Genomic DNA, 18,437 nt, shown 5'->3' with positions numbered 1-18,437 from the left:
TCAGTCCTGTTTTTCCGCTTCGCTAGCCGATACGATCGTTGCAGGACGTGCCGAGAGTCTCGACGAATCGGGGTGCCGTGATGCGGATCGCGGACATATTGCGAAACAAGGGCAACAGCATCGTCACGATCGACGCCCACACGACGGTCAACGGGTTGCTGTGCGATCTTGCCCGCCACAACATCGGAGCCATGGTGGTGGTCGACGACGACGCGGTGGTCGGCATCATCTCCGAACGCGATGTCGTTCGACGCCTGCACGAGCGTGGCCCGGACCTTCTCGGGATCCAGGTTTCCGAGGTCATGACCGCACTGATGTACACGTGCGTTCCGGCAGACGCGGTGGACAGCATTGCCGCGATCATGACCGAGCGTCGAATTCGGCATCTGCCGGTGATCGAGGACGGCAACCTCCTCGGCATCGTCAGTATCGGTGACGTGGTGAAGAGCCGCATCGACGAGCTCAAGAGCGAACGCGATCAGCTCGAGTCGTACATCGATCAGGGCTGATCGATAGGTTGTCGCACGGTGACTACTCTCGTGTGATGGCCGCATTCCAGGAATCCACAGCAGACACGGTCACCATCGTGGCCGGCCTTGAGAGCACCTTCGCTGACGAACTCGGCGCTCTGACGGTGCCGTGGCAAGGTGCTGCCGCGCCCGACCCGCAGTTGCTCGTGCTGAACGAGCAGTTGGCTGCGTCGTTGAGATTGGACGTAGCAGCGCTGCGAAGTGTGGACGGGATCGGCGTCCTGTCCGGGTCGACGGTGCCGGTCGGGGCCACACCGGTGGCGATGGCATATGCGGGTCATCAGTTCGGTGGGTACGCACCAATTCTCGGGGACGGTCGGGCGTTGTTACTCGGCGAACTCGTCAGCAGTGACGGGCAGCGTGTGGACTTGCATCTGAAGGGCTCTGGGCGCACCCCGTTCTCTCGGGGCGGCGACGGGTATGCGGTCGTAGGGCCGATGCTGCGCGAATATCTCGTCAGCGAGGCGATGAATGCCCTCGGTGTCCCCACTACGCGCGCGCTGTCGGTGGTGGCGACGGGCCGAGACGTTCGCCGCAACGGCGGAGAACCCGGTGCCGTGCTTGCACGGATCGCGTCGAGTCACCTACGCGTTGGGACCTTCGAGTTCGCGGCCCGGCAGGGCGAGGTATTGCAGCCGCTCACCGATTACGCGATTGCCCGGCACTACCCGGAGCTGACCGAACTTCCGGCAACGGGTACACACAATCGCTACCTGAAGTTCCTCGAGGCGGTGGTTGAGGCGCAGGCATCACTGGTGGCGAGGTGGATGCTCATCGGTTTCGTGCACGGGGTCATGAACACCGACAACACGACAATTTCGGGGGAGACCATCGATTACGGTCCGTGCGCCTTCCTCGTCGCGTTCGATCCGGCGGCAGTGTTCAGCTCGATCGACCACGGGGGCCGCTATGCATTCGGCAATCAGCCCGCTGTACTGAAGTGGAACCTGGCGCGCTTGGCAGAAACACTGTTGCCACTGATCGATTCCACACCCGACGAAGCAATTTCCGCGGCGTCAGCAGTTCTCGAGACCTTCGACGAGCGCTACGAGGGTCACTACGCGGCCGGTCTCGCGGCAAAGCTCGGTCTGGCCCAGCCGTTTGTCGATCGGGCGCTCGTCGACGATCTGCTGACGTTGTTGGCGGAACACGGTGCTGATTGGACGGGCAGTTTCCGCGCTCTCGCCGACGAATTGCGCGGAAATTCGGTGCCTCTCGACAACCTCGTGCCACGGGAGCACATCGCGCCCTGGTTGCAGCGGTGGCAGGGAGCCCTGACCGAAAACGGATACGGGGCCGCGGAGACCGCGAGCGCGATGGATCGCGTCAACCCGTTGTACATTCCGCGTAATCATCGGCTCGACGCTGCCCTGCGCGCCGCGACCGACGGCGACCTCGCTCCATTCGAGAAGCTGCTGGAGGTGGTCACGCATCCCTTCGACCGACGCGACGAGTGGGCTGACTACACCGAGGCGGCTCCGCAGTCTTTCAGCGAAACATTCCAAACCTTCTGTGGCACTTGACAGACGCAGCCATCAATCCGTCAGGATGATCAATTCACGCTCCGACGCGATTTCGACGCGCAAGCCCGCCTTCGACGCCACCCGCGCAACACCCTTGATGTCGGTCGGTTCGGCACGCGAGACCACCAGCGCACGGGCGAGCAGACCTTTGTGGTGCTTGTTGAAGTGACTGACGACAGTGCGGGTGCCGTCCGGCTTCTCGGTGAGGACCGTTGCGATCAGTGCGTCCGGAACCGGTCCGAGGTCTTGGTAGGTGCCGGACCGTAGATCGATGACAAGGCCGTCGGCTTCGGCCGCCAAGGCCTTCGGCAGTTCCGGCTTCCACAGTGAGCGGAGCGTGCCCATCCCGGGCAGCTTGGACCCGCCGGAAAGGCGGTAGGCGGGGATCAGATCTCCCGCACGGACTGCACCGAACAGAGCGGAGCCGATCGCGATCCGATCGAGAGCCTTGGCCTTCTGGGCGCGGGTGAACGACTTGGCGTCGAGGGCGTCGAAGAGCACCCCGGTGTAGCGCTGCAGCGCGGGCCGCGTCGCGGACACCCACAGCTTGGCGTTGCGTTCCACTTCGTCTGCTTGCGTCGGACCGAGCCCGAGCGCTTCGCACGACGCCTCGACGTCAGCGGCCAGATCGACCAGCGTCTGAACCAGCAATTCGCGCGTTTCGGTCAACTGTGGCATCGACAGTTCGGCCAGATCGAGGGGCGCATCCTTGCCGCCGTCGGACTTGGTTTCTGAGGGAGGCAGCAGTACAAGCACGCTGTAACCGTACCGAGGCCCGCTCGGCCGACTGCGGCGACTATCCTTACACCTCGTGATTACCCGTCTGTCCCACCTGTTCCTGCGTACCCTGCGTGACGATCCCTCGGACGCCGAAGTTGCCAGCCACAAATTGCTGGTTCGTGCCGGCTACGTGCGTCGTATCGCTCCAGGCGTCTACTCGTGGTTGCCGCTGGGATTGCGGGTGCTGCGCGAGGTTGAGCGTGTTGTCCGCGAAGAAATGAATGCCATTGGTGGGCAGGAAATTCTGCTGCCTGCTCTGCTCCCGCGCGATCCCTACGAGGCGTCGAACCGCTGGACCGAGTACGGCCCCAACCTGTTCCGCCTCAAGGACCGCAAGGGCAACGACTACATGCTCGGCCCGACCCACGAGGAGCTCTTTGCTCTGACGGTCAAGGGTGAGTACAACTCGTACAAGGACTTCCCGGTCACCCTGTACCAGGTGCAGACCAAGTACCGCGACGAAGAGCGTCCGCGTGCGGGCATTCTGCGTGGTCGCGAGTTCCTCATGAAGGATTCGTACTCCTTCGACCTCAGCGACGAAGGCCTGACGGAGTCGTACCAGGCGCACCGCGGTGCCTACGAGAAGATCTTCACGCGTCTGGGCGTCAAATACGTCATCGTCTCGGCGACCTCCGGTGCGATGGGCGGCAGCGCGTCCGAGGAGTTCCTTGCCGAGAGCGAGATCGGCGAAGACACCTACGTACGCTGCCTCGAATCCGGCTACGCCGCCAACGTCGAGGCCGTCAAGACTGTTGTTCCCGACTCGATTCCGTTCGACGGGCTACCCGAAGCGAAGGTGTACGACACCGCGAACACACCCACCATCGACACCCTCGTGGACTGGGCGAACGGTGCCGACCTCGGCCGCACCATCACCGCCGCCGACACCCTCAAGAACATCATGGTCAAGACCCGCCTGCCCGGCGGCGAGTGGGAACTGCTCGGTATCGGCATCCCCGGCGACCGTGAGGTCGACGAAAAGCGCCTCGAAGCTTCGCTGGAGCCGGCCGAGTTCGTGATGATCACCGAGACCGACTTCAAGAACAACCCGTTCCTGGCAAAGGGTTACATCGGCCCGAAGGCTCTGCAGGCCAACGGCGTTCGCTACCTTGTCGATCCGCGCGTTGTCGACGGCACCAGCTGGATTACCGGCGCCGACGAAGACGGCAAGCACGTGGTCGGCCTCGTTGCCGGTCGCGACTTCACCCCTGACGGAACCATCGAAGCCGCCGAGGTTCGTGACGGCGACGCCTCTCCCGACGGAGCCGGCACGCTGGTCTCGGCTCGCGGTATCGAGATCGGGCACGTCTTCCAGCTCGGCCGCAAGTACACCGACGTCTTCACCGTCGACGTCCTCGCCGAGAACGGCAAGCCCGTCCGCCCGACCATGGGTTCGTACGGCGTCGGCGTCTCGCGTCTGGTGGCCGTCATTGCTGAGCAGCATCACGACGAGAAGGGCCTGCGCTGGCCTGCCGAGGTTTCACCGGCCGACGTCTACCTCGTCATCGCGAACAAGGACGAGACCGCGCGCGAAGGCGCCGAAGGCCTCGCCGCGCAACTCGACCGTGCCGGACTCGAAGTGATCCTCGACGACCGCAAGGCATCGCCGGGCGTGAAGTTCAAGGACTCCGAGCTGATCGGCGTTCCGCTGATCGTTGTCGTCGGACGCGGTTGGGCCGACGGCAAGGTCGAAATTCGCGACCGCTTCACCGGCGAGAGCCGTGAGATCGACGCCGACTCGGCGATCGAGGCGATCATCAGCGCAGTTCGCGGCTGATTCGAATAGTCGTCAGGGCCGCCGCAGCCACCTTCCGAGGTGTCTGCGGCGGCCCTTCTTTTCTGCCACAATCGTGGCTATGGAACGCGAACCGGATTGGGCAGAAGTCGACGGCTATCTCGTTTCCACGTTGGTAGGTGAAGATCCGGTTCTCGACGCGGCACTCGCCGCCAATTCCGAGGCCGGCCTCCCGCCCATCGACGTGGCGCCGAACCAGGGCAAGCTCCTCAATCTTCTGGCGCGAATGTGCCTGGCGCGCAATGTCCTCGAGATCGGAACGCTCGGCGGATACAGCACGATCTGGCTCGCTCGCGCAGTCGGTCCCTCCGGCCAAGTCATCACGCTGGAATTCGATCCCACCCATGCGGATGTCGCTCGGGCGAATATCGAGCGCGCCGGCTTGGCTGACCGTGTCGACATCCGCGTCGGGGCTGCGCTCGACAGCCTCCCGTCGATCGCGAAGGAAGAGTTGGGACCTTTCGACTTGGTCTTCATCGACGCAGACAAGGAGAACAACACCGAGTACGTGCGGTGGGCGTTGGCCCTTTCGCATCCCGGAACCGTCATCATCGTGGACAACGTGGTGCGTGGGGGACATGTGTCCAACCCGGATATCGACGACGAGCGCGTCAAAGCGAGTCGAGCGGTGTTGGAGATGATCGCGGCCGAGCCGAAACTCGACGGCACCGCCCTTCAAACCGTGGGTTCGAAGGGATGGGACGGGTTTGCCGTTGCAGTAGTGAACGAGTGAGCGCAGACTCGAAGCGGTGAGGATGCTGGGGGCAGCAAAGGCGGCATGGCGATGGGTGCGCAGTGCTCCCGGTACCTACGTCTGGTTGCTGGCCCTGCTGTTCACCACACTGTTCCTGCGGCATCTGCCTGACAATGTCGAGGAGCGTTTTCTCGGCAAGCGCTCGACCAATCTGCATCACCTGGCCGAAGACCCGCTACGAGTCCTGTTCTCGAGTGCCTTTTGGCTCGAAGGTGGCGGTTGGTTGGGATACCTGGTTCTCTTCACCATCTTTCATGCAACGGCTGAGCGTTGGCTCGGGACGTGGCGGTGGCTGTGTGTTGTCGTCATCGCCCACGTCGGAGCCACGTACATCAGCGAAGGTGTTCTGTACGAAGGTATTCGGCACGGATACGTGGCGGAGTCGGCGGTCAACACTCTCGACGTGGGAGTGAGCTACGGTCTGGCCGGCATTATGGGGATTCTGGTGTACCGCATCGTCGATCCGTGGCGATACGTCTATCTCGCGGGGCTGTTGGTCTTCTACGGTGTACCTCTGATTTTCGCCACCAATTTCACCGCCATCGGCCACATGTCTGCGTTGTTGCTGGGATTGGCGTGCTATCCGATCACGCGTGCTCGGGCGGGCACGTGGAATCCGATGGACCTGTGGCATTCGCGAAGAATCGCAGGTCTTCCATGAATCGCACCGCGGAAAGTTACCCGCTGGTAGTTTAGCGTCATCGACGAAAGGTAATGACGTGTCTGGCACCGATGGATTGCTCTTCAACCCCCATACTTACGACCCCGCTCAGTTCGATCCGGAGACCCGCCGTTTGCTGCGAGCCACCATCGAATGGTTCGAGAACCGCGGCAAGAAGCAACTGCTTCAGGACGACCTCGACGCAGTGTGGGTCTCCGACTTTCTCGAGTTCGTCGGCAAGGAGAAGTTGTTCGCGACGTTCCAGACTCCGGCGGCATTCGCCGACGGTGACGAGAACCGTCGTTGGGACGGTGCCCGCAACGCGGCCTTGAGTGAGATCTTCGGTTTCTACGGACTCGCTTACTGGTACGCCTGGCAGGTCACGATCCTCGGACTCGGACCGATCTGGATGAGTGACAACGACGCAGCGAAGAAGCGTGCAGCGCAGGAACTTGCCGACGGCGGCGTCATGGCGTTCGGCCTCTCCGAGCGTGATCACGGCGCCGACGTGTACTCCACCGACATGCTTCTCACTCCCACCGACGGCGACGTCGCCTTCCGCGCGAGCGGCGAGAAGTACTACATCGGAAACGGCAACGTAGCCGGAATGGTGTCTGTGTTCGGGCGTCGTACCGACGTCGAGGGTCCCGAAGGCTACGTGTTCTTCGTCGCCGACAGTGCACATCCGAACTATCAGCTTGTGGACAATGTCCTGCGCGGGCAAATGTACGTCAGCAATTTCCGCCTCGACGACTACCCGGTGCGCGAGGAAGACATTCTGCACACCGGCGTCGCCGCATTCGAGGCCGCGCTCAACACGGTCAACGTCGGAAAGTTCAACCTGTGCACCGGCTCCATCGGGATCACCGAACATGCGTTCTTCGAAGCAATCACTCACGCGCAGAATCGAATTCTCTACGGTAATCCGGTCACCGACTTCGCCCATGTACGCGCCGCCTTCGTCGACGCGTACTCACGTCTGATCGCGATGAAACAGTTCAGCGCGCGGGCGGTCGACTACTTCCGCAGCGCCAGCCTCGAAGACCGTCGCTACCTGCTGTTCAATCCCATGACCAAGGCCAAGGTCACCTCGGAAGGTGAAAAGGTCGTCGGGTTGCTGCACGACGTGATCGCGGCAAAGGGGTACGAGAAGTCCACGTACTTCCGTGAAGCAGCGCAGATGATCGGCACGCTGCCCAAGCTCGAGGGCACCGTCCACGTCAACGTCGGCCTGATCCTCAAGTTCTTGCCGAACTACCTGTTCAACCCCGCGGAGTTCCCGGAGATCGTCACGCGCGACGACGCAGCCGACGACGAGTTCTTCTGGAATCAGGGACCGACCCGCGGCGCTGCGAAGATCCAGTTCCACGAGTGGAAGCCCGTCTACGAGAAGCACTCTTCGATCCCGAACGTCGCTCGTTTCTACGAGCAGGCGATCGCACTCACCGAATTGCTCACTGCCGCAGCGCCGGACGCGCAGCAGCAGAAGGATCTCGATTTCATGCTCAATGTCGGGCACCTGTTCTCCCTCGTCGTCTACGGTCATCTGATTCTCGAGCAGGCCGAGATCAGCGGACTCGACGCCGACGTTGTCGATCAGATCTTCGACTTCCAGATTCGCGACTTCTCGGGATACGCGATCGCACTGCACGGAAAGCCGTCGTCGACGCCGGAGCAGCAGAAGTGGGCCTTGGCCGCAGTGCGGAAGCCTGTTGTGGACAGTGAACGCTTCGACCGGGTGTGGCAGCAGGTCAAGGCGTACGACGGTGCATACGAGATGCGCGCATGATCGCGCCGGTGGTACGTGAACAGTTGATGGCCGTCGTGGAGGGATCCCCGAAAGCCGTCGGCGCGCATGATCGCTCGACCTGGGTTGCGCTGTTTGCCGAAGAGGGCCAGATCAACGACCCTGTAGGTTCACGTCCGCACAACGGGAAGGCGGCGATCGAGAGTTTTTACGACACGTTCATCGCCCCCAATTCGATCACCTTCCACGTCGAGCGCGATATCGTGTGCGGCCGCACAGTGTGGCGCGATCTGAGCCTCGCTACCGAGATGTCGACCGGAGTCGTCCTCGACGTGCCGATGCATTTGCGCTACGACTTGGTGGGGGAGCCCGATTCCTTGCGGATCGGAACCCTCTATGCGCATTGGGAATTGGCAACGATGCTGAGCCAGCTCGCTACCGCCGGCGTTGCCGGGGTGAAGGCTGCCGCGAAATTGACCCCGCAGCTGCTCTCGAACCAGGGGATCGGCGGAGCGCTCGGATTCTCGCGCGGCATCTTCGGAGTCGGAGACAAAGGCAAGAAGGCGGCTTCGCGGTTCCTTGATGCGGCCGCTGTCGGTCGAACGCCGCCGGTACCCGTCGAGCTTCCGGCGGGGACGCAGTTGTCCAATGCTGACGTCAACGCTCTGCTCACCGGCGTGACGAAGAGCAAGATGCTGGTTGCCGGTCGAACTGTGACGGCGAGCGTAATCGTGTGCGGGGAACCGGCCATCGCCCTGTTCGGCTTCGAGGCGAGCGGTCATCGCCTCAATCGGGTGCGCTTCTTCACCGAGAGCTGATACCGAGAACACTCGAACGCAGGTCAGGCTCGGCGCGCCACTCCGGCGCGCCGAGCCTTCGCTTTTCGGTGAAGTGTCAGATCGCCCCGAGATCCGCAGACAGCCAGTGCTGCGGATTCATGTAGATCGCTACCTGCTCGCCCAACTGCGATCGCGCGAATTCGAGATATCCGTCGACCTTGTCCGGGGTCAGGTATCGCCGCGAGACTTCGACCAGCATCTCGTCGGTGCCCGGAACGATCTTGTCGACGGATCCGCTGACGCTGACGTAACGGATTGTCGGATCGAGCCTTTCGGCCATCAACGAGAAATGCCCGGCCGACTCGATGAGTCGAGCCTTTCGCGAATCCTTGCCCGTGAGGATCCATGGTTTGCCACCGGGTGAGTACAGGTACCAGATCGGGACGGTCAACGGACCGCGTTCGGTGCCGTCCGCTACGGACAGCGCCCCGATGTGGGGTTCGGCCAGGAACTGTTCACGCTCATTTTCGGAGAGTGCCATTCCTCGAGATTACCGCGACGTTTGACATGGCGTTGTGACTCCGTACACAATCTATGTGCTCATTATGAACATGCGTTCGCAATGCGAACAGATCTCGATCTGGACTACTGGATCTGAACCGGTAGCGAACGCCCACAAGCAGTGAATGTCGAGGATCCGATGACCGCACCGCATACGCAATCGAGTTCAATCACCGGTTCGCCTGGGGCGCGTGCCGCAATGTGGGTAGCACCGTTGTGTTGGATAGCTGTGCTTCTGGACGGATTCGATCTGGTCGTACTCGGCGCGGTCATTCCTTCACTTCTCGACTACGACGCGTGGGGATTGAGTACCGGCACGATCACGACGATCTCGACCTTCGGGCTCATCGGCATGACCATCGGCGCCCTCGTCATCGGCACTCTCACTGACGTCATCGGTCGACGCCGCGCGCTGCTGTACGCCGTTGCCGCATTCTCGATTCTGACTCTGTTGTGCGCAATTGCGCCCAATCCGTTCATCTTCGGGCTGCTGCGCTTCCTCGCCGGTGTGGGACTGGGTGGCGCCCTTCCGACGGCATTGGCTCTGGTCAACGAATTCTCGAAGAAACAAGGCGGTGGATCTGCGTCGACCATGCTGATGACCGGCTATCACGTCGGCGCCGTTGCCACCGCCGCGCTGGCGCTCGTCGTGATCGAACCTTTCGGTTGGCGAGCGATGTTCGTTGTCGGCGCACTTCCTGCCGTCGTCCTGATTCCACTCATGTTGCGGTATCTGCCGGAATCCCCGTCGTACCTTCTCGCTCACGGAAAGCGTGCCGAGGCCGAGGAAATCGCTGCCCGCTACGGTGTCGAGCTCGAGGCTGCGCCTACGTCCGAAGCTGGGCGCGCCGAAGCCGCCAATCCCGTTCGCGCACTGTTCTCTTCGAAGTTCCTGCGTAACAGCATCGCCATCTGGATCACCAGTTTCATGGGCTTGCTGCTCGTCTACGGATTGAACACGTGGCTTCCGACGATCATGCGCGAGGCCGGTTACAACCTCGGAGCCTCGTTGACGTTCCTTCTGATCCTCAATGCCGGAGCCGTCGTCGGGCTGTTGATCGCCGGGGGCGTCGCGAACAAGATCGGCCCGCGTACCGCAGCAATCGTGTGGTTCACGGGAGCAGCGTTGTTCCTGGCGCTTCTGAGTGTGAAGGTGTCGTTCGGAATCTACGTGATGGTCTTCCTCGCCGGATGCTTCGTTTTCAGTGCACAGGTACTGGTCTACGCCTTCACGAGCGCCAATCACCCACCGCAGATTCGCGCGACAGCGCTCGGATGGTCGGCGGGTGTCGGCCGGGTCGGTGCGATCTGTGGCCCGATTCTGGGCGGAGTTCTCCTGGGTGCGGGTTACGCCGTGCCGTGGGGCTTCTACGCTTTCGCGCTCGTCGGACTGCTCGGTGCAATTTCGATCTCCTGCACACGGGTTCGCACCTGAAATACCAGTTTCGCAGGTTGGTGCGCTACTGCTATCGTTGAATATGAGTATGAAGAGTAGCGCTATCGTCACGTCACGGGCACCGCTACCGATGCCATCGTCTCGATCCGGTTTGTGGTGGGGCTTGCTCGGTGTTCTGGCGTTCTCGTTCACCGTTCCGCTCACGAGGGTCGCCGTCGCGGATCTCGACCCCCTGTTCGTCGGCGCGGGCCGCGCCGTCGTTGCCGGGGCCCTTGCGATTGTGATGCTGTCGGTTACTCGCGCGACGCTTCCGACGCTTCGGCAGTGGTTTCGCATCGCACTCGTGACCGTTGGCGCGGTACTGGGGTTTTCACTGTTCACCACGTTTGCGTTGCAGACATCGCCGGCGAGTCACGCGGCAGTCGTGATCGGACTACTTCCCGCTGCGACCGCGGTATTTGCCGTCGTCCGAGGAAAAGAGCGTCCCAGTAAGGGATTCTGGTGGGCAAGCGCCGCCGGCGCGGTATCGGTCGTAGGGTTCGTGGCCGTCGCAAACGGCGGACTCGGCTCGTTTCATCTCGCTGATCTTCTTCTGTTCGCCGCGGTTGTGTGTGCAGCGCTGGCATATTCGGAAGGTGCGTTGCTGGCCCGCGAGATCGGGTCGTGGCAGACGATTGCCTGGGCATTGATTCTCGGACTGCCGGTCACGATTGCGTTGACGGTGGCGTCCATGGCCCAGGCTCCGGTTTCTGCCGATGTGAATTCGTGGCTTTCGTTTGCCTACCTGGGATGCGTGAGTATGTTTCTCGGGTTCTTTCCCTGGTACCGGGGTCTGGCGATCGGTCCCATTTCCACTGTGAGCCAAACACAGTTGGTTCAACCGGTGCTCAGCATTGCCTGGTCGGCGCTGATACTCGGTGAGGCGTTGTCACCCTCGATCGTGGCCGGCGGCGTCGTCGTCATCGGGTGTGCCTGGCTTGCCCTGAAGGCGCGAGTGTCAGCGCCGCGTGCTGTGCCGGCACGCGACGCGACCACTGCCACCGATGATTCAGAAAAGCGGGCCGCCACCGAAGGCACTGCGGTGTGACGCAGGTTGTTTCCCGTTGGCGTCGGTGATTCCGTACTCGACGGCCGTCTCGGCGGTGATCAGTGTGTGACCGCTGCGCGCGTTCACTTCTGGATCGTTGGCCAATGCAGTGATGACCTGGCCGACGAATTCCGGGGTTTCGGCCTCGGCCAGTGAGAAGCCTTCGAAGCTCTCGATCCCACTCGCCTCCATCCGCTCGTTGCGGATCAACCCGAGCCAGAAGGAAAGTGCGGTGACGCCGGTTCCCTTCAATTCGACAGCCATGTCGGCGGCCATCTTGTCCAAACCTGCCTTTGACATCCCGTACAGGACAGAGTGCAGGTACCCGCGGGTGCCGAATGACGAGATATTGCCGATCACTCCACTGCCCCGGGGGACCATCAACTTCGCCGCTTCTACCGAAGCAACGTAGTGGGCGCGCAGTCCGATTCCGATCAGCGAATCCCAATCGTCGATCGGCCTCTTCCAGAACGGATCGGCGAAGCCGGCATAGCCCGCCGGGTTGGCCCAGACGTTGTTGACCAGAAGATCGAGGCGGCCTGACTGTTCCTCGGCGATGCGTGCAAACAGGTCGACGATCTTTTGATCGTCGGCGTGATCGCACTGCACGGCAATGCCGTGACCGCCGCGCTCGGTGATCTCCGCCGCGGTGCGATCGAGTGGGCCGTCGGCGCCGACGGTTCCTCGCGCCGTCACGTACACCGTCCAGCCGTCGCTTCCCAGTGCGAGTGCAATGCCTTTACCGACGCTCCTACTCGCGCCGGTCACGAGCGCTACTTTGCCGTTTGTCGACGTGGTCATCGGGGACCTCCCAACGAACCCTCGGCGATATCAGTGTCGGGGGACAGGGGAGTGGTGATCGACCACGTCTCCGTGAAGTGGCATTGACTCATTTTCCACACACCGTCCTCGATCACGTATTTGTCGTCGTATTCGCCGGTCATCAACTTCTCGGTGCGTCCGACAGTGTCGACCTGGCGGAACTGCAGGGTCCATCGCCCCACCGCCGCCGTCTCCGAGGTCAGTGTGATGTCGGGATGCAATCCGTGATGCATGTCGAGTACCGCGTACCGGCCGTCGACCTTGCGAAGAGCGATCTTCTCGAAGATGTCCGCCATCGGCCCGGCGTCGTCGAACGCGCCGAGACGGCCGTAGTCGATCGACGCTCCTGAACGGATGAAGCTGCTGCGGAACCGAACCGGATCCTTGGCGTCACATGCTCGCCAGTAGCCATGTTTGAGCTTCTTGATTTCCTCGATCTGTTCGAGCGCGTCGAGGCGTTGTGCGAGATCCACCGTCGGTCCTTTTCGTCTGGGTTTCCCGGAGACATGTCGGATCGACTGTAGGGTGTCCTCAGTCACATGTGTGTAGTTTTTCCCAGTGACCGGTCAGGAAACGGTGTCGGTTTCGCTCGAGGATTCGTCGCCGGTGAGAGTGATCGCAGTCGAGTCGCTGAAGACGCTGCCCCAGAGTTCGCCGAGGGCCGGATCTTCTTCGGCGTGTTCGGGTGCCATCATTGCGAGCAGATTGTTGATCAGCATGCCGTTCGCGATGAACAAGCGTGCTTGCTCGGGCGTGCAACCGGTGCGCTCACGCAGCAAGGTGTAGATGCCGGACATGGCGTTCCGGGAGACGGCGGCGACGTCGTCTGTGCTGGTTGCGAAGCCGTGCAACATGACAAGCAGCAGATCCCGGTCGAGAACCAGCTCGCCGTAGGCGGATCCGAGTTCGGCCCAGAACTGCGGATTGCTCGGATCGATTGTGACGGTGTCCAATTTGTCGTTGAAGGTGCGGACGATTTCGTCGAGCGCTCGCGTGAACACCGCGTGGAACAAATCTGCCTTGGTTCCGAACATGCGCACAACGTAGGGCTGCGAGACGCCGGCTTCCTTGGCGACGGCGTCCGTGCTGGTGCCGGAGTACCCGCCCTTTGCAAATGCCCGCGTTGCCGCGGCAAGGACCAGTGCGCGACGTTCCGGTGCGCTCATCCTGCGGGTACGTGGTTCAGCTGCACCGATCGACATATTGACACGTTATCACCGGATAGCTTAGTTTCGACTTAAGTAATCAATTGATGCCTTAAGGCACCTTCACATCGAGGAATCACGATGACCGTTTTGACGAAGTCCGGATCGGACGCCGCATCCGGGTCGGAAAACAGTGGAGGGCGTAAGGTTCCGATCGCGATAGCGATGGTTGCTGCTTCTCTGCCCATGTTCATGGCTACCCTCGACAACCTCGTGATGACGAGCGCGCTGCCGGTGATCGAGAAGGAACTGAACGCGTCCGTCGGGCAGCTCCAATGGTTCATGAATGCGTACACGCTCTGCTTTGCGACGCTGATGCTTTCGGCGACGACGCTCGGCGATCGGTGGGGACGCCGCCGGATGTTCGTGTTCGGAATCGGGCTGTTCACGGCTGCATCGATCGCTTCGGCGCTGTCGACAACTCCCGGCCTGCTGATTGCGGCCCGGGCATTTCAAGGCGCGGGCGCAGCCGCGATCATGCCGCTCTCGCTGACCCTCCTCGTCGCAGCGGTACCGGAAGCCAAGCGCGCCATGGCAATCGGTGTCTGGGGTGGCGTCTCCGGACTGGGAATCGCGATGGGTCCCGTGGTCGGTGGAGCGGTAGTCGACGGGTTCTCTTGGCAGGGGATCTTCTGGATCAACGTGCCGGTTGCGATCGTTGCCGTTCCTCTCGCGTTGTATGCGTTGCGTGAATCGACCGGTCGCACACAACCTCTCGACCTTCCCGGTGTCGCACTCGCCGGACTCGGTGTGTTTCTGGCGGTGTGGGGGATCGTTCACGGCAACGACGACGGCTGGGGATCGCTTGGAGTGGTTGCGTCGTTGGTCGGTTCCGCAGTCGCGTTGGCGCTGTTCGTTCTTCGCGAGATGAAGACGTCACATCCGGTCATGCCACTACGTCTGTTCCGTTCACGCAGCTTCTCGATGGCGAACGTCATCGGCTTGACCTTCTCGATCGGGATCTTCGGAGCGGTGTTCCTTCTGTCGCAGTACCTCCAGATCGTGATGGGCTACAGCCCGTTCCAAGCAGGCCTGCGGACGCTTCCGTGGACGGCGGCGCCGATGATCTTCGCTCCTCTCGCCGGTTTTCTGGCGCCGAAGGTCGGGCTCCGTTCACTTCTGCTGACCGGTCTACTTCTCCAGGCCGGAGCATTGTTCTGGTTGGCCGCGTTGATCGGTCCCGACGTGACGTACGGTTCGCTGGTTCCGGCGCTACTGATGGCGGGCATCGGCATGGGCCTGACCTTCGCGCCGAGTTCCACGGCTGTCCTCGTCGACATGGATGAGCCTGATCACGGAACGGCCAGTTCGACCAACTCGACGCTTCGCGAGATCGGTGTTGCGCTGGGAATCGCGGTTCTTACCGCAGTCTTCCTTGCGGCCGGGGGTGCGCTCACGCCACTCGGTTACGGAGATGCGCTGACACCTGCACTGCGCGTCGGAGGTTGCTTCGTATTGGTGGCCGTGGTTGCGGCTTGGTTCGTGCCCTCACATCGCAAGGCCTGAGCCACTGCTGTGCGCCTTTATTAACCGCCGGCGGTTAATAAAGGCGCACAGCAGTTTACGAAGCCGGGTCCCCTGGGAACGCTGATGTGGACGGAGCGGTTCCCAGCGCGGACCGCCATCCGGCGCCGCGGATTGCCGCATCGGTCAGGCCGTCGATTCCGAACGTGCGGAGTTGGTCGGTATCGACCTGTTCGACGAATGCCCGGTAGGTCACGGCGGTGTCGGATTCGATCTGTGCTGCCAGTTGTGCCGCGGTAACGGCGTCCGTCACCGGGAACGGGATCTCGTAGGCTGCCGCGGCTGTCGGCGGGGTCTCGCCCGCGTCGGTCGACAGGGCAACCAGCGCATCACGTCGCGCGCGGTGCGCGGCTGTATGTGTGGCAACTTCGTTGACACGGGCAGGATTCGAAAACGCGGCAACCACTCCGTAAGCGAAGATCGCGGCATTCTCTGATTCGATTGCGGTCAGCAAGGCAGAACTCTCGGTTCGACGGGTGTGCGAAGTGATCATGGAAGCAACACCGCAACCTGGGTCGAGCACGACGCGCTGATCGAACCGAGCAAGCCCGCGCGATAGCCGGACATCGTGCGAGCGAGATCCGCGGCACTGCGCGCCGAATCGTTAAGCGAGGTCCTCAAGGTGTCAACGCCCGTCGGAGCGTTTGCGACCGAGGTCGACGGGGGCGCAGTGGTCGTAGCGCCGCCGCCTGCTGCTCGCGCAATCTCGGCGTCGAGTTCGAGTGCATGCGCTGTGCGTTCGGCGCTGATCGTGGTCAGTGATGCCGACTTGTCCGGCGCAAGAGCGATGGCGGCGGTTGCGGCTGCCGCGTCGGAGCGAGCTCGCTCGGCCTGGGCCGTCAACTGGTCGACTTCTGCAGCCGCCTCCGCTGTGCCGTTGTCGGTGCAGGCGGACAACGAGAAGGCTGCAGCGCCCAACGCTGCTGCGGTTCCCGTCATCTTGAGCGCACTCCGCCGGGAGAGTGGGGTAGTAGTCATGGGCGTCAGCACCAGTCCATCGTGCCAGGTGGTCGGCCGATCGTTCGAATCCGCGGCACGTGTTCAAGTGTGACGTGCGTCGGGCACTCTGGTCACGGAGACGCGTAATGAGCGGTACTCTTGGATGCTTGCAGCATGAGGCACCTGGTGTCCTTTCATGCTCGCAGCCGCCCACGTCGACAGTCGACACAAGTCGGACAATCGACGACAACTGAAATGAGGAGTTCGCGAGATGCCGGTGCCATCCAGGGAGAGGGTGATCGAGCTGATCTCCGAACTCGTGCACGCCCAGGGTTACGACGTCGAAGACGTTGTCGTGACCAGTGCGGGCAAGCACAGCGCGGTGCGCATCATGGTCGACAGCGATGCCGGGATCGAACTCGATGCCGCCGCAGAGATCAGCAGACTCGTTTCGGAACTTTTCGACAGCCTCGAGGAAATCGGTGAAACGCCGTACACCCTCGAGGTGACCTCCCCGGGAATCGATCGTCCACTGACGCTCGAGCGTCACTGGCGTCGAGCTCGTGGACGCAAAGCGCGGATCGATCTGGCCGGCGAGACCGTGGTCGGCCGTATCGGAACGTTGAACGACGATTCCGTGGCGGTTGTCATCGGTGGCCGTGGCGGACTGACCGTGCGAGAGATTGCACTGGGCGACGTTCAGAAGGCCGTAGTTCAGGTGGAGTTCTCGAAGCCCAGTGAGGCGGAGTTGGAACTCGCGGGCGGCATCCCGGAGGGGCGCGCAGTTCCCTCGGATGCGGTTGACCTCACCGATGACTCGGGCGTGGACAGTGTCGAAGACGACGAAGCAGAATTAGAAGACGTAGAAAACGAAGAAGGGTTCGACAAGTGAATATCGACATTGCAGCGTTGCGAGCGATCGAAGCCGAAAAGGGCGTTTCGATCGAAACTGTGATCGCCACGATCCAGACCGCGCTGCTGACGGCGTACCGCCACACCGAGGGGCACAAGCAGAACGCTCGGATCGATGTCAACATCAAGACCGGTTCGGTGCGAGTGATGGCACACGACACCGATGCCGACGGCAACATGATCGGCGAGGAGTGGGACGACACTCCCGAAGGATTCGGTCGAATCGCGGCGACCACCGCACGCCAGGTCATCCTGCAGCGTTTGCGCGACGCCGAGCACGAGCGCAGTTTCGGTGAGTTCTCCACCCATGAGGGTGAAATCGTCGGCGGTGTCATTCAGCGCGACACGCGTGCAAACTCTCGCGGGATGGTCGTCGTTCGAATCGGCAGCGAATCCAATGGCGCCGAAGGATTGTTGCCGCCCGCAGAACAGGTTCCCGGCGAGAACTACGAACACGGCGAGCGCATCAAGTGCTACGTCGTCGGGGTTGCTCGCGGCGCCCGTGGCCCCCAGATCACCCTCTCGCGGACCCATCCGAACCTGGTTCGCAAGTTGTTCGCACTCGAGGTTCCGGAGATCGCGGACGGCAGCGTCGAGATCATCAACGTCGCGCGCGAAGCGGGACACCGTTCCAAGATCGCCGTTGCCTCACGCGTGCAGGGGCTGAACGCAAAGGGTGCATGCATCGGCCCGATGGGTCAGCGCGTCCGCAACGTCATGAGCGAACTTGCGGGGGAGAAGATCGACATCATCGACTTCGACGAAGATCCCGCGACGTTTGTGGGCAACGCACTTTCCCCGTCGAAAGTGGTCTCCGTCACTGTCGTCGATCCCGAGGCTCGTGCGGCCCGTGTCATCGTGCCCGATTTCCAGCTTTCGTTGGCCATCGGAAAAGAGGGTCAAAATGCCCGCCTGGCTGCACGGTTGACGGGTTGGCGTATCGACATTCGGAGCGATGCGGCACCCGTTGGCGACGCGTCCGACCGGCCCGCCACGTCCAACGGATAACGGTGGAATGCAGTGATCGAGACGGTTCGGCGGTAGAGTGGACAATGGTTCGACGTGAGTCCTCGGATTCTGCGCGCGTGAAACCCGGTTCGCCGGTCAGAACGTGTGTGGGGTGCAGGGAACAAGGGTCGGCTGTCGATCTGTTGAGGGTCGTGGTTGGTGAGCAGGGGCCGGAGGGTTCCCCGCTCGTCCCCGACGTATCGCGAAGACTCCCCGGTCGAGGTGCATGGCTGCACCTGGATCCGAGTTGTCTGAGCCTGGCAGAGCGGCGCCGAGCATTCAGCAGAGCACTGCGAGTGTCCGGAAATCTGGACACGTCCGCTGTCGACCAGCTGGTCGACGCAGTTCACACAAAAGCAGTACCTCTCGAGAAGAACAGGCACAAGCACTCATGAGCACACCGTGAAGCACCAA

General features: G+C 62.2%; 20 protein-coding genes. 13 read left to right on the top strand and 7 right to left on the bottom strand.

Features of this window, described 5'->3' with window-relative positions:
* Positions 1-80 precede the first annotated feature (80 nt).
* Both QMA15_RS16430 and QMA15_RS16425 read left to right on the top strand, forming a co-directional pair.
* Positions 81-509 (top strand): CBS domain-containing protein, encoded by a 429-nt coding sequence (locus tag QMA15_RS16430; protein WP_007735005.1) that lies wholly within the window; start codon positions 81-83, stop codon positions 507-509.
* 35 nt (positions 510-544) lie between these two features.
* Complete coding sequence (locus tag QMA15_RS16425) at positions 545-2,053, top strand: protein adenylyltransferase SelO (protein ID WP_290285424.1); 1,509 nt, start codon at positions 545-547, stop codon at positions 2,051-2,053.
* Positions 2,054-2,065: 12 nt separating this feature from the next.
* On the opposite strand, the gene yaaA is transcribed toward QMA15_RS16425, so the two are convergent.
* A complete protein-coding gene (yaaA, locus tag QMA15_RS16420; RefSeq protein ID WP_007735009.1) occupies positions 2,066-2,809 on the bottom strand; it encodes a peroxide stress protein YaaA in 744 nt (247 codons plus the stop codon).
* A 55-nt stretch (positions 2,810-2,864) separates the two neighbouring features.
* Between yaaA and QMA15_RS16415 the strand changes: the two genes are divergently transcribed.
* The 5 genes from QMA15_RS16415 to QMA15_RS16395 all read left to right on the top strand — a co-directional run bounded on the left by QMA15_RS16415 (position 2,865) and on the right by QMA15_RS16395 (position 8,608).
* Positions 2,865-4,610, top strand: a complete 1,746-nt coding sequence (locus QMA15_RS16415) for a proline--tRNA ligase (RefSeq protein WP_020907423.1) — start codon at positions 2,865-2,867, stop codon at positions 4,608-4,610.
* A 79-nt stretch (positions 4,611-4,689) separates the two neighbouring features.
* Complete coding sequence (locus QMA15_RS16410; protein WP_279163790.1) at positions 4,690-5,361, top strand: O-methyltransferase; 672 nt, start codon at positions 4,690-4,692, stop codon at positions 5,359-5,361.
* A 22-nt stretch (positions 5,362-5,383) separates the two neighbouring features.
* Positions 5,384-6,043, top strand: coding sequence for a rhomboid-like protein (locus tag QMA15_RS16405; protein ID WP_070386971.1), 660 nt, complete (start codon positions 5,384-5,386; stop codon positions 6,041-6,043).
* Positions 6,044-6,101: 58 nt separating this feature from the next.
* Positions 6,102-7,832 (top strand): acyl-CoA dehydrogenase, encoded by a 1,731-nt coding sequence (locus tag QMA15_RS16400; RefSeq protein ID WP_279163789.1) that lies wholly within the window; start codon positions 6,102-6,104, stop codon positions 7,830-7,832.
* Positions 7,829-8,608, top strand: coding sequence for a nuclear transport factor 2 family protein (locus QMA15_RS16395; protein WP_279163788.1), 780 nt, complete (start codon positions 7,829-7,831; stop codon positions 8,606-8,608). Before QMA15_RS16400 ends, QMA15_RS16395 begins: the two co-directional genes overlap by 4 nt.
* A 76-nt stretch (positions 8,609-8,684) precedes the next feature.
* Here the strand turns inward: QMA15_RS16395 and QMA15_RS16390 are convergent, their stop codons facing one another.
* Complete coding sequence (locus QMA15_RS16390; RefSeq protein ID WP_020907428.1) at positions 8,685-9,110, bottom strand: pyridoxamine 5'-phosphate oxidase family protein; 426 nt, start codon at positions 9,108-9,110, stop codon at positions 8,685-8,687.
* A 159-nt stretch (positions 9,111-9,269) separates the two neighbouring features.
* Between QMA15_RS16390 and QMA15_RS16385 the strand changes: the two genes are divergently transcribed.
* The gene (locus QMA15_RS16385) at positions 9,270-10,565 is read left to right on the top strand and encodes an aromatic acid/H+ symport family MFS transporter (protein ID WP_279163787.1); all 1,296 of its coding nucleotides are present in this window, start codon (positions 9,270-9,272) and stop codon (positions 10,563-10,565) included.
* 91 nt (positions 10,566-10,656) lie between these two features.
* A complete protein-coding gene (locus QMA15_RS16380; protein WP_097387460.1) occupies positions 10,657-11,613 on the top strand; it encodes a DMT family transporter in 957 nt (318 codons plus the stop codon).
* On the opposite strand, the gene QMA15_RS16375 is transcribed toward QMA15_RS16380, so the two are convergent.
* From QMA15_RS16375 to QMA15_RS16365, 3 genes are all read right to left on the bottom strand, one after another.
* Positions 11,575-12,414: an SDR family NAD(P)-dependent oxidoreductase gene (locus QMA15_RS16375; protein ID WP_070386732.1), complete on the bottom strand. Its 840-nt coding sequence runs from the start codon at positions 12,412-12,414 to the stop codon at positions 11,575-11,577. The two genes, QMA15_RS16380 and QMA15_RS16375, sit on opposite strands and share 39 nt — an antisense overlap.
* Positions 12,411-12,908: a nuclear transport factor 2 family protein gene (locus QMA15_RS16370; protein ID WP_097387459.1), complete on the bottom strand. Its 498-nt coding sequence runs from the start codon at positions 12,906-12,908 to the stop codon at positions 12,411-12,413. Before QMA15_RS16370 ends, QMA15_RS16375 begins: the two co-directional genes overlap by 4 nt.
* A gap of 93 nt (positions 12,909-13,001) precedes the next feature.
* On the bottom strand, positions 13,002-13,637 hold the full coding sequence (locus tag QMA15_RS16365) for a helix-turn-helix domain-containing protein (protein ID WP_021333000.1): 636 nt from the start codon (positions 13,635-13,637) through the stop codon (positions 13,002-13,004).
* An 84-nt stretch (positions 13,638-13,721) separates the two neighbouring features.
* Here QMA15_RS16365 and QMA15_RS16360 point away from each other — a divergent pair, with 84 nt between their 5' ends.
* Positions 13,722-15,146, top strand: coding sequence for an MFS transporter (locus tag QMA15_RS16360; RefSeq protein ID WP_047888852.1), 1,425 nt, complete (start codon positions 13,722-13,724; stop codon positions 15,144-15,146).
* A gap of 55 nt (positions 15,147-15,201) precedes the next feature.
* Here QMA15_RS16360 and QMA15_RS16355 read toward each other — a convergent pair whose 3' ends face one another.
* Both QMA15_RS16355 and QMA15_RS16350 read right to left on the bottom strand, forming a co-directional pair.
* On the bottom strand, positions 15,202-15,657 hold the full coding sequence (locus QMA15_RS16355; protein WP_080945658.1) for a ferritin-like domain-containing protein: 456 nt from the start codon (positions 15,655-15,657) through the stop codon (positions 15,202-15,204).
* On the bottom strand, positions 15,654-16,103 hold the full coding sequence (locus QMA15_RS16350) for a hypothetical protein (protein ID WP_019748061.1): 450 nt from the start codon (positions 16,101-16,103) through the stop codon (positions 15,654-15,656). The genes QMA15_RS16355 and QMA15_RS16350 overlap by 4 nt, the downstream gene beginning before the upstream one ends.
* A 271-nt stretch (positions 16,104-16,374) precedes the next feature.
* Between QMA15_RS16350 and rimP the strand changes: the two genes are divergently transcribed.
* From rimP to QMA15_RS16335, 3 genes are read left to right on the top strand one after another with little or no spacing between them, the layout of a single operon-like run.
* Entirely contained in the window at positions 16,375-16,995 is a 621-nt protein-coding gene (gene rimP / locus QMA15_RS16345) for a ribosome maturation factor RimP (protein ID WP_020907437.1), read from the top strand.
* Entirely contained in the window at positions 16,992-18,023 is a 1,032-nt protein-coding gene (nusA, locus tag QMA15_RS16340; protein ID WP_003942738.1) for a transcription termination factor NusA, read from the top strand. The genes rimP and nusA overlap by 4 nt, the downstream gene beginning before the upstream one ends.
* 44 nt (positions 18,024-18,067) lie before the next feature.
* Positions 18,068-18,418, top strand: a complete 351-nt coding sequence (locus tag QMA15_RS16335) for a YlxR family protein (protein WP_019748063.1) — start codon at positions 18,068-18,070, stop codon at positions 18,416-18,418.
* The last annotated feature ends 19 nt before the right edge of the window (positions 18,419-18,437 follow it).

Origin of the sequence: Rhodococcus sp. APC 3903 (assembly GCF_030407755.1) — a bacterium.
GTDB lineage: Bacteria > Actinomycetota > Actinomycetes > Mycobacteriales > Mycobacteriaceae > Rhodococcus_F > Rhodococcus_F erythropolis.
The sequence above is the reverse complement of the archived record's forward strand: the minus strand, read 5'-3'. Positions and strand labels throughout refer to the sequence as shown.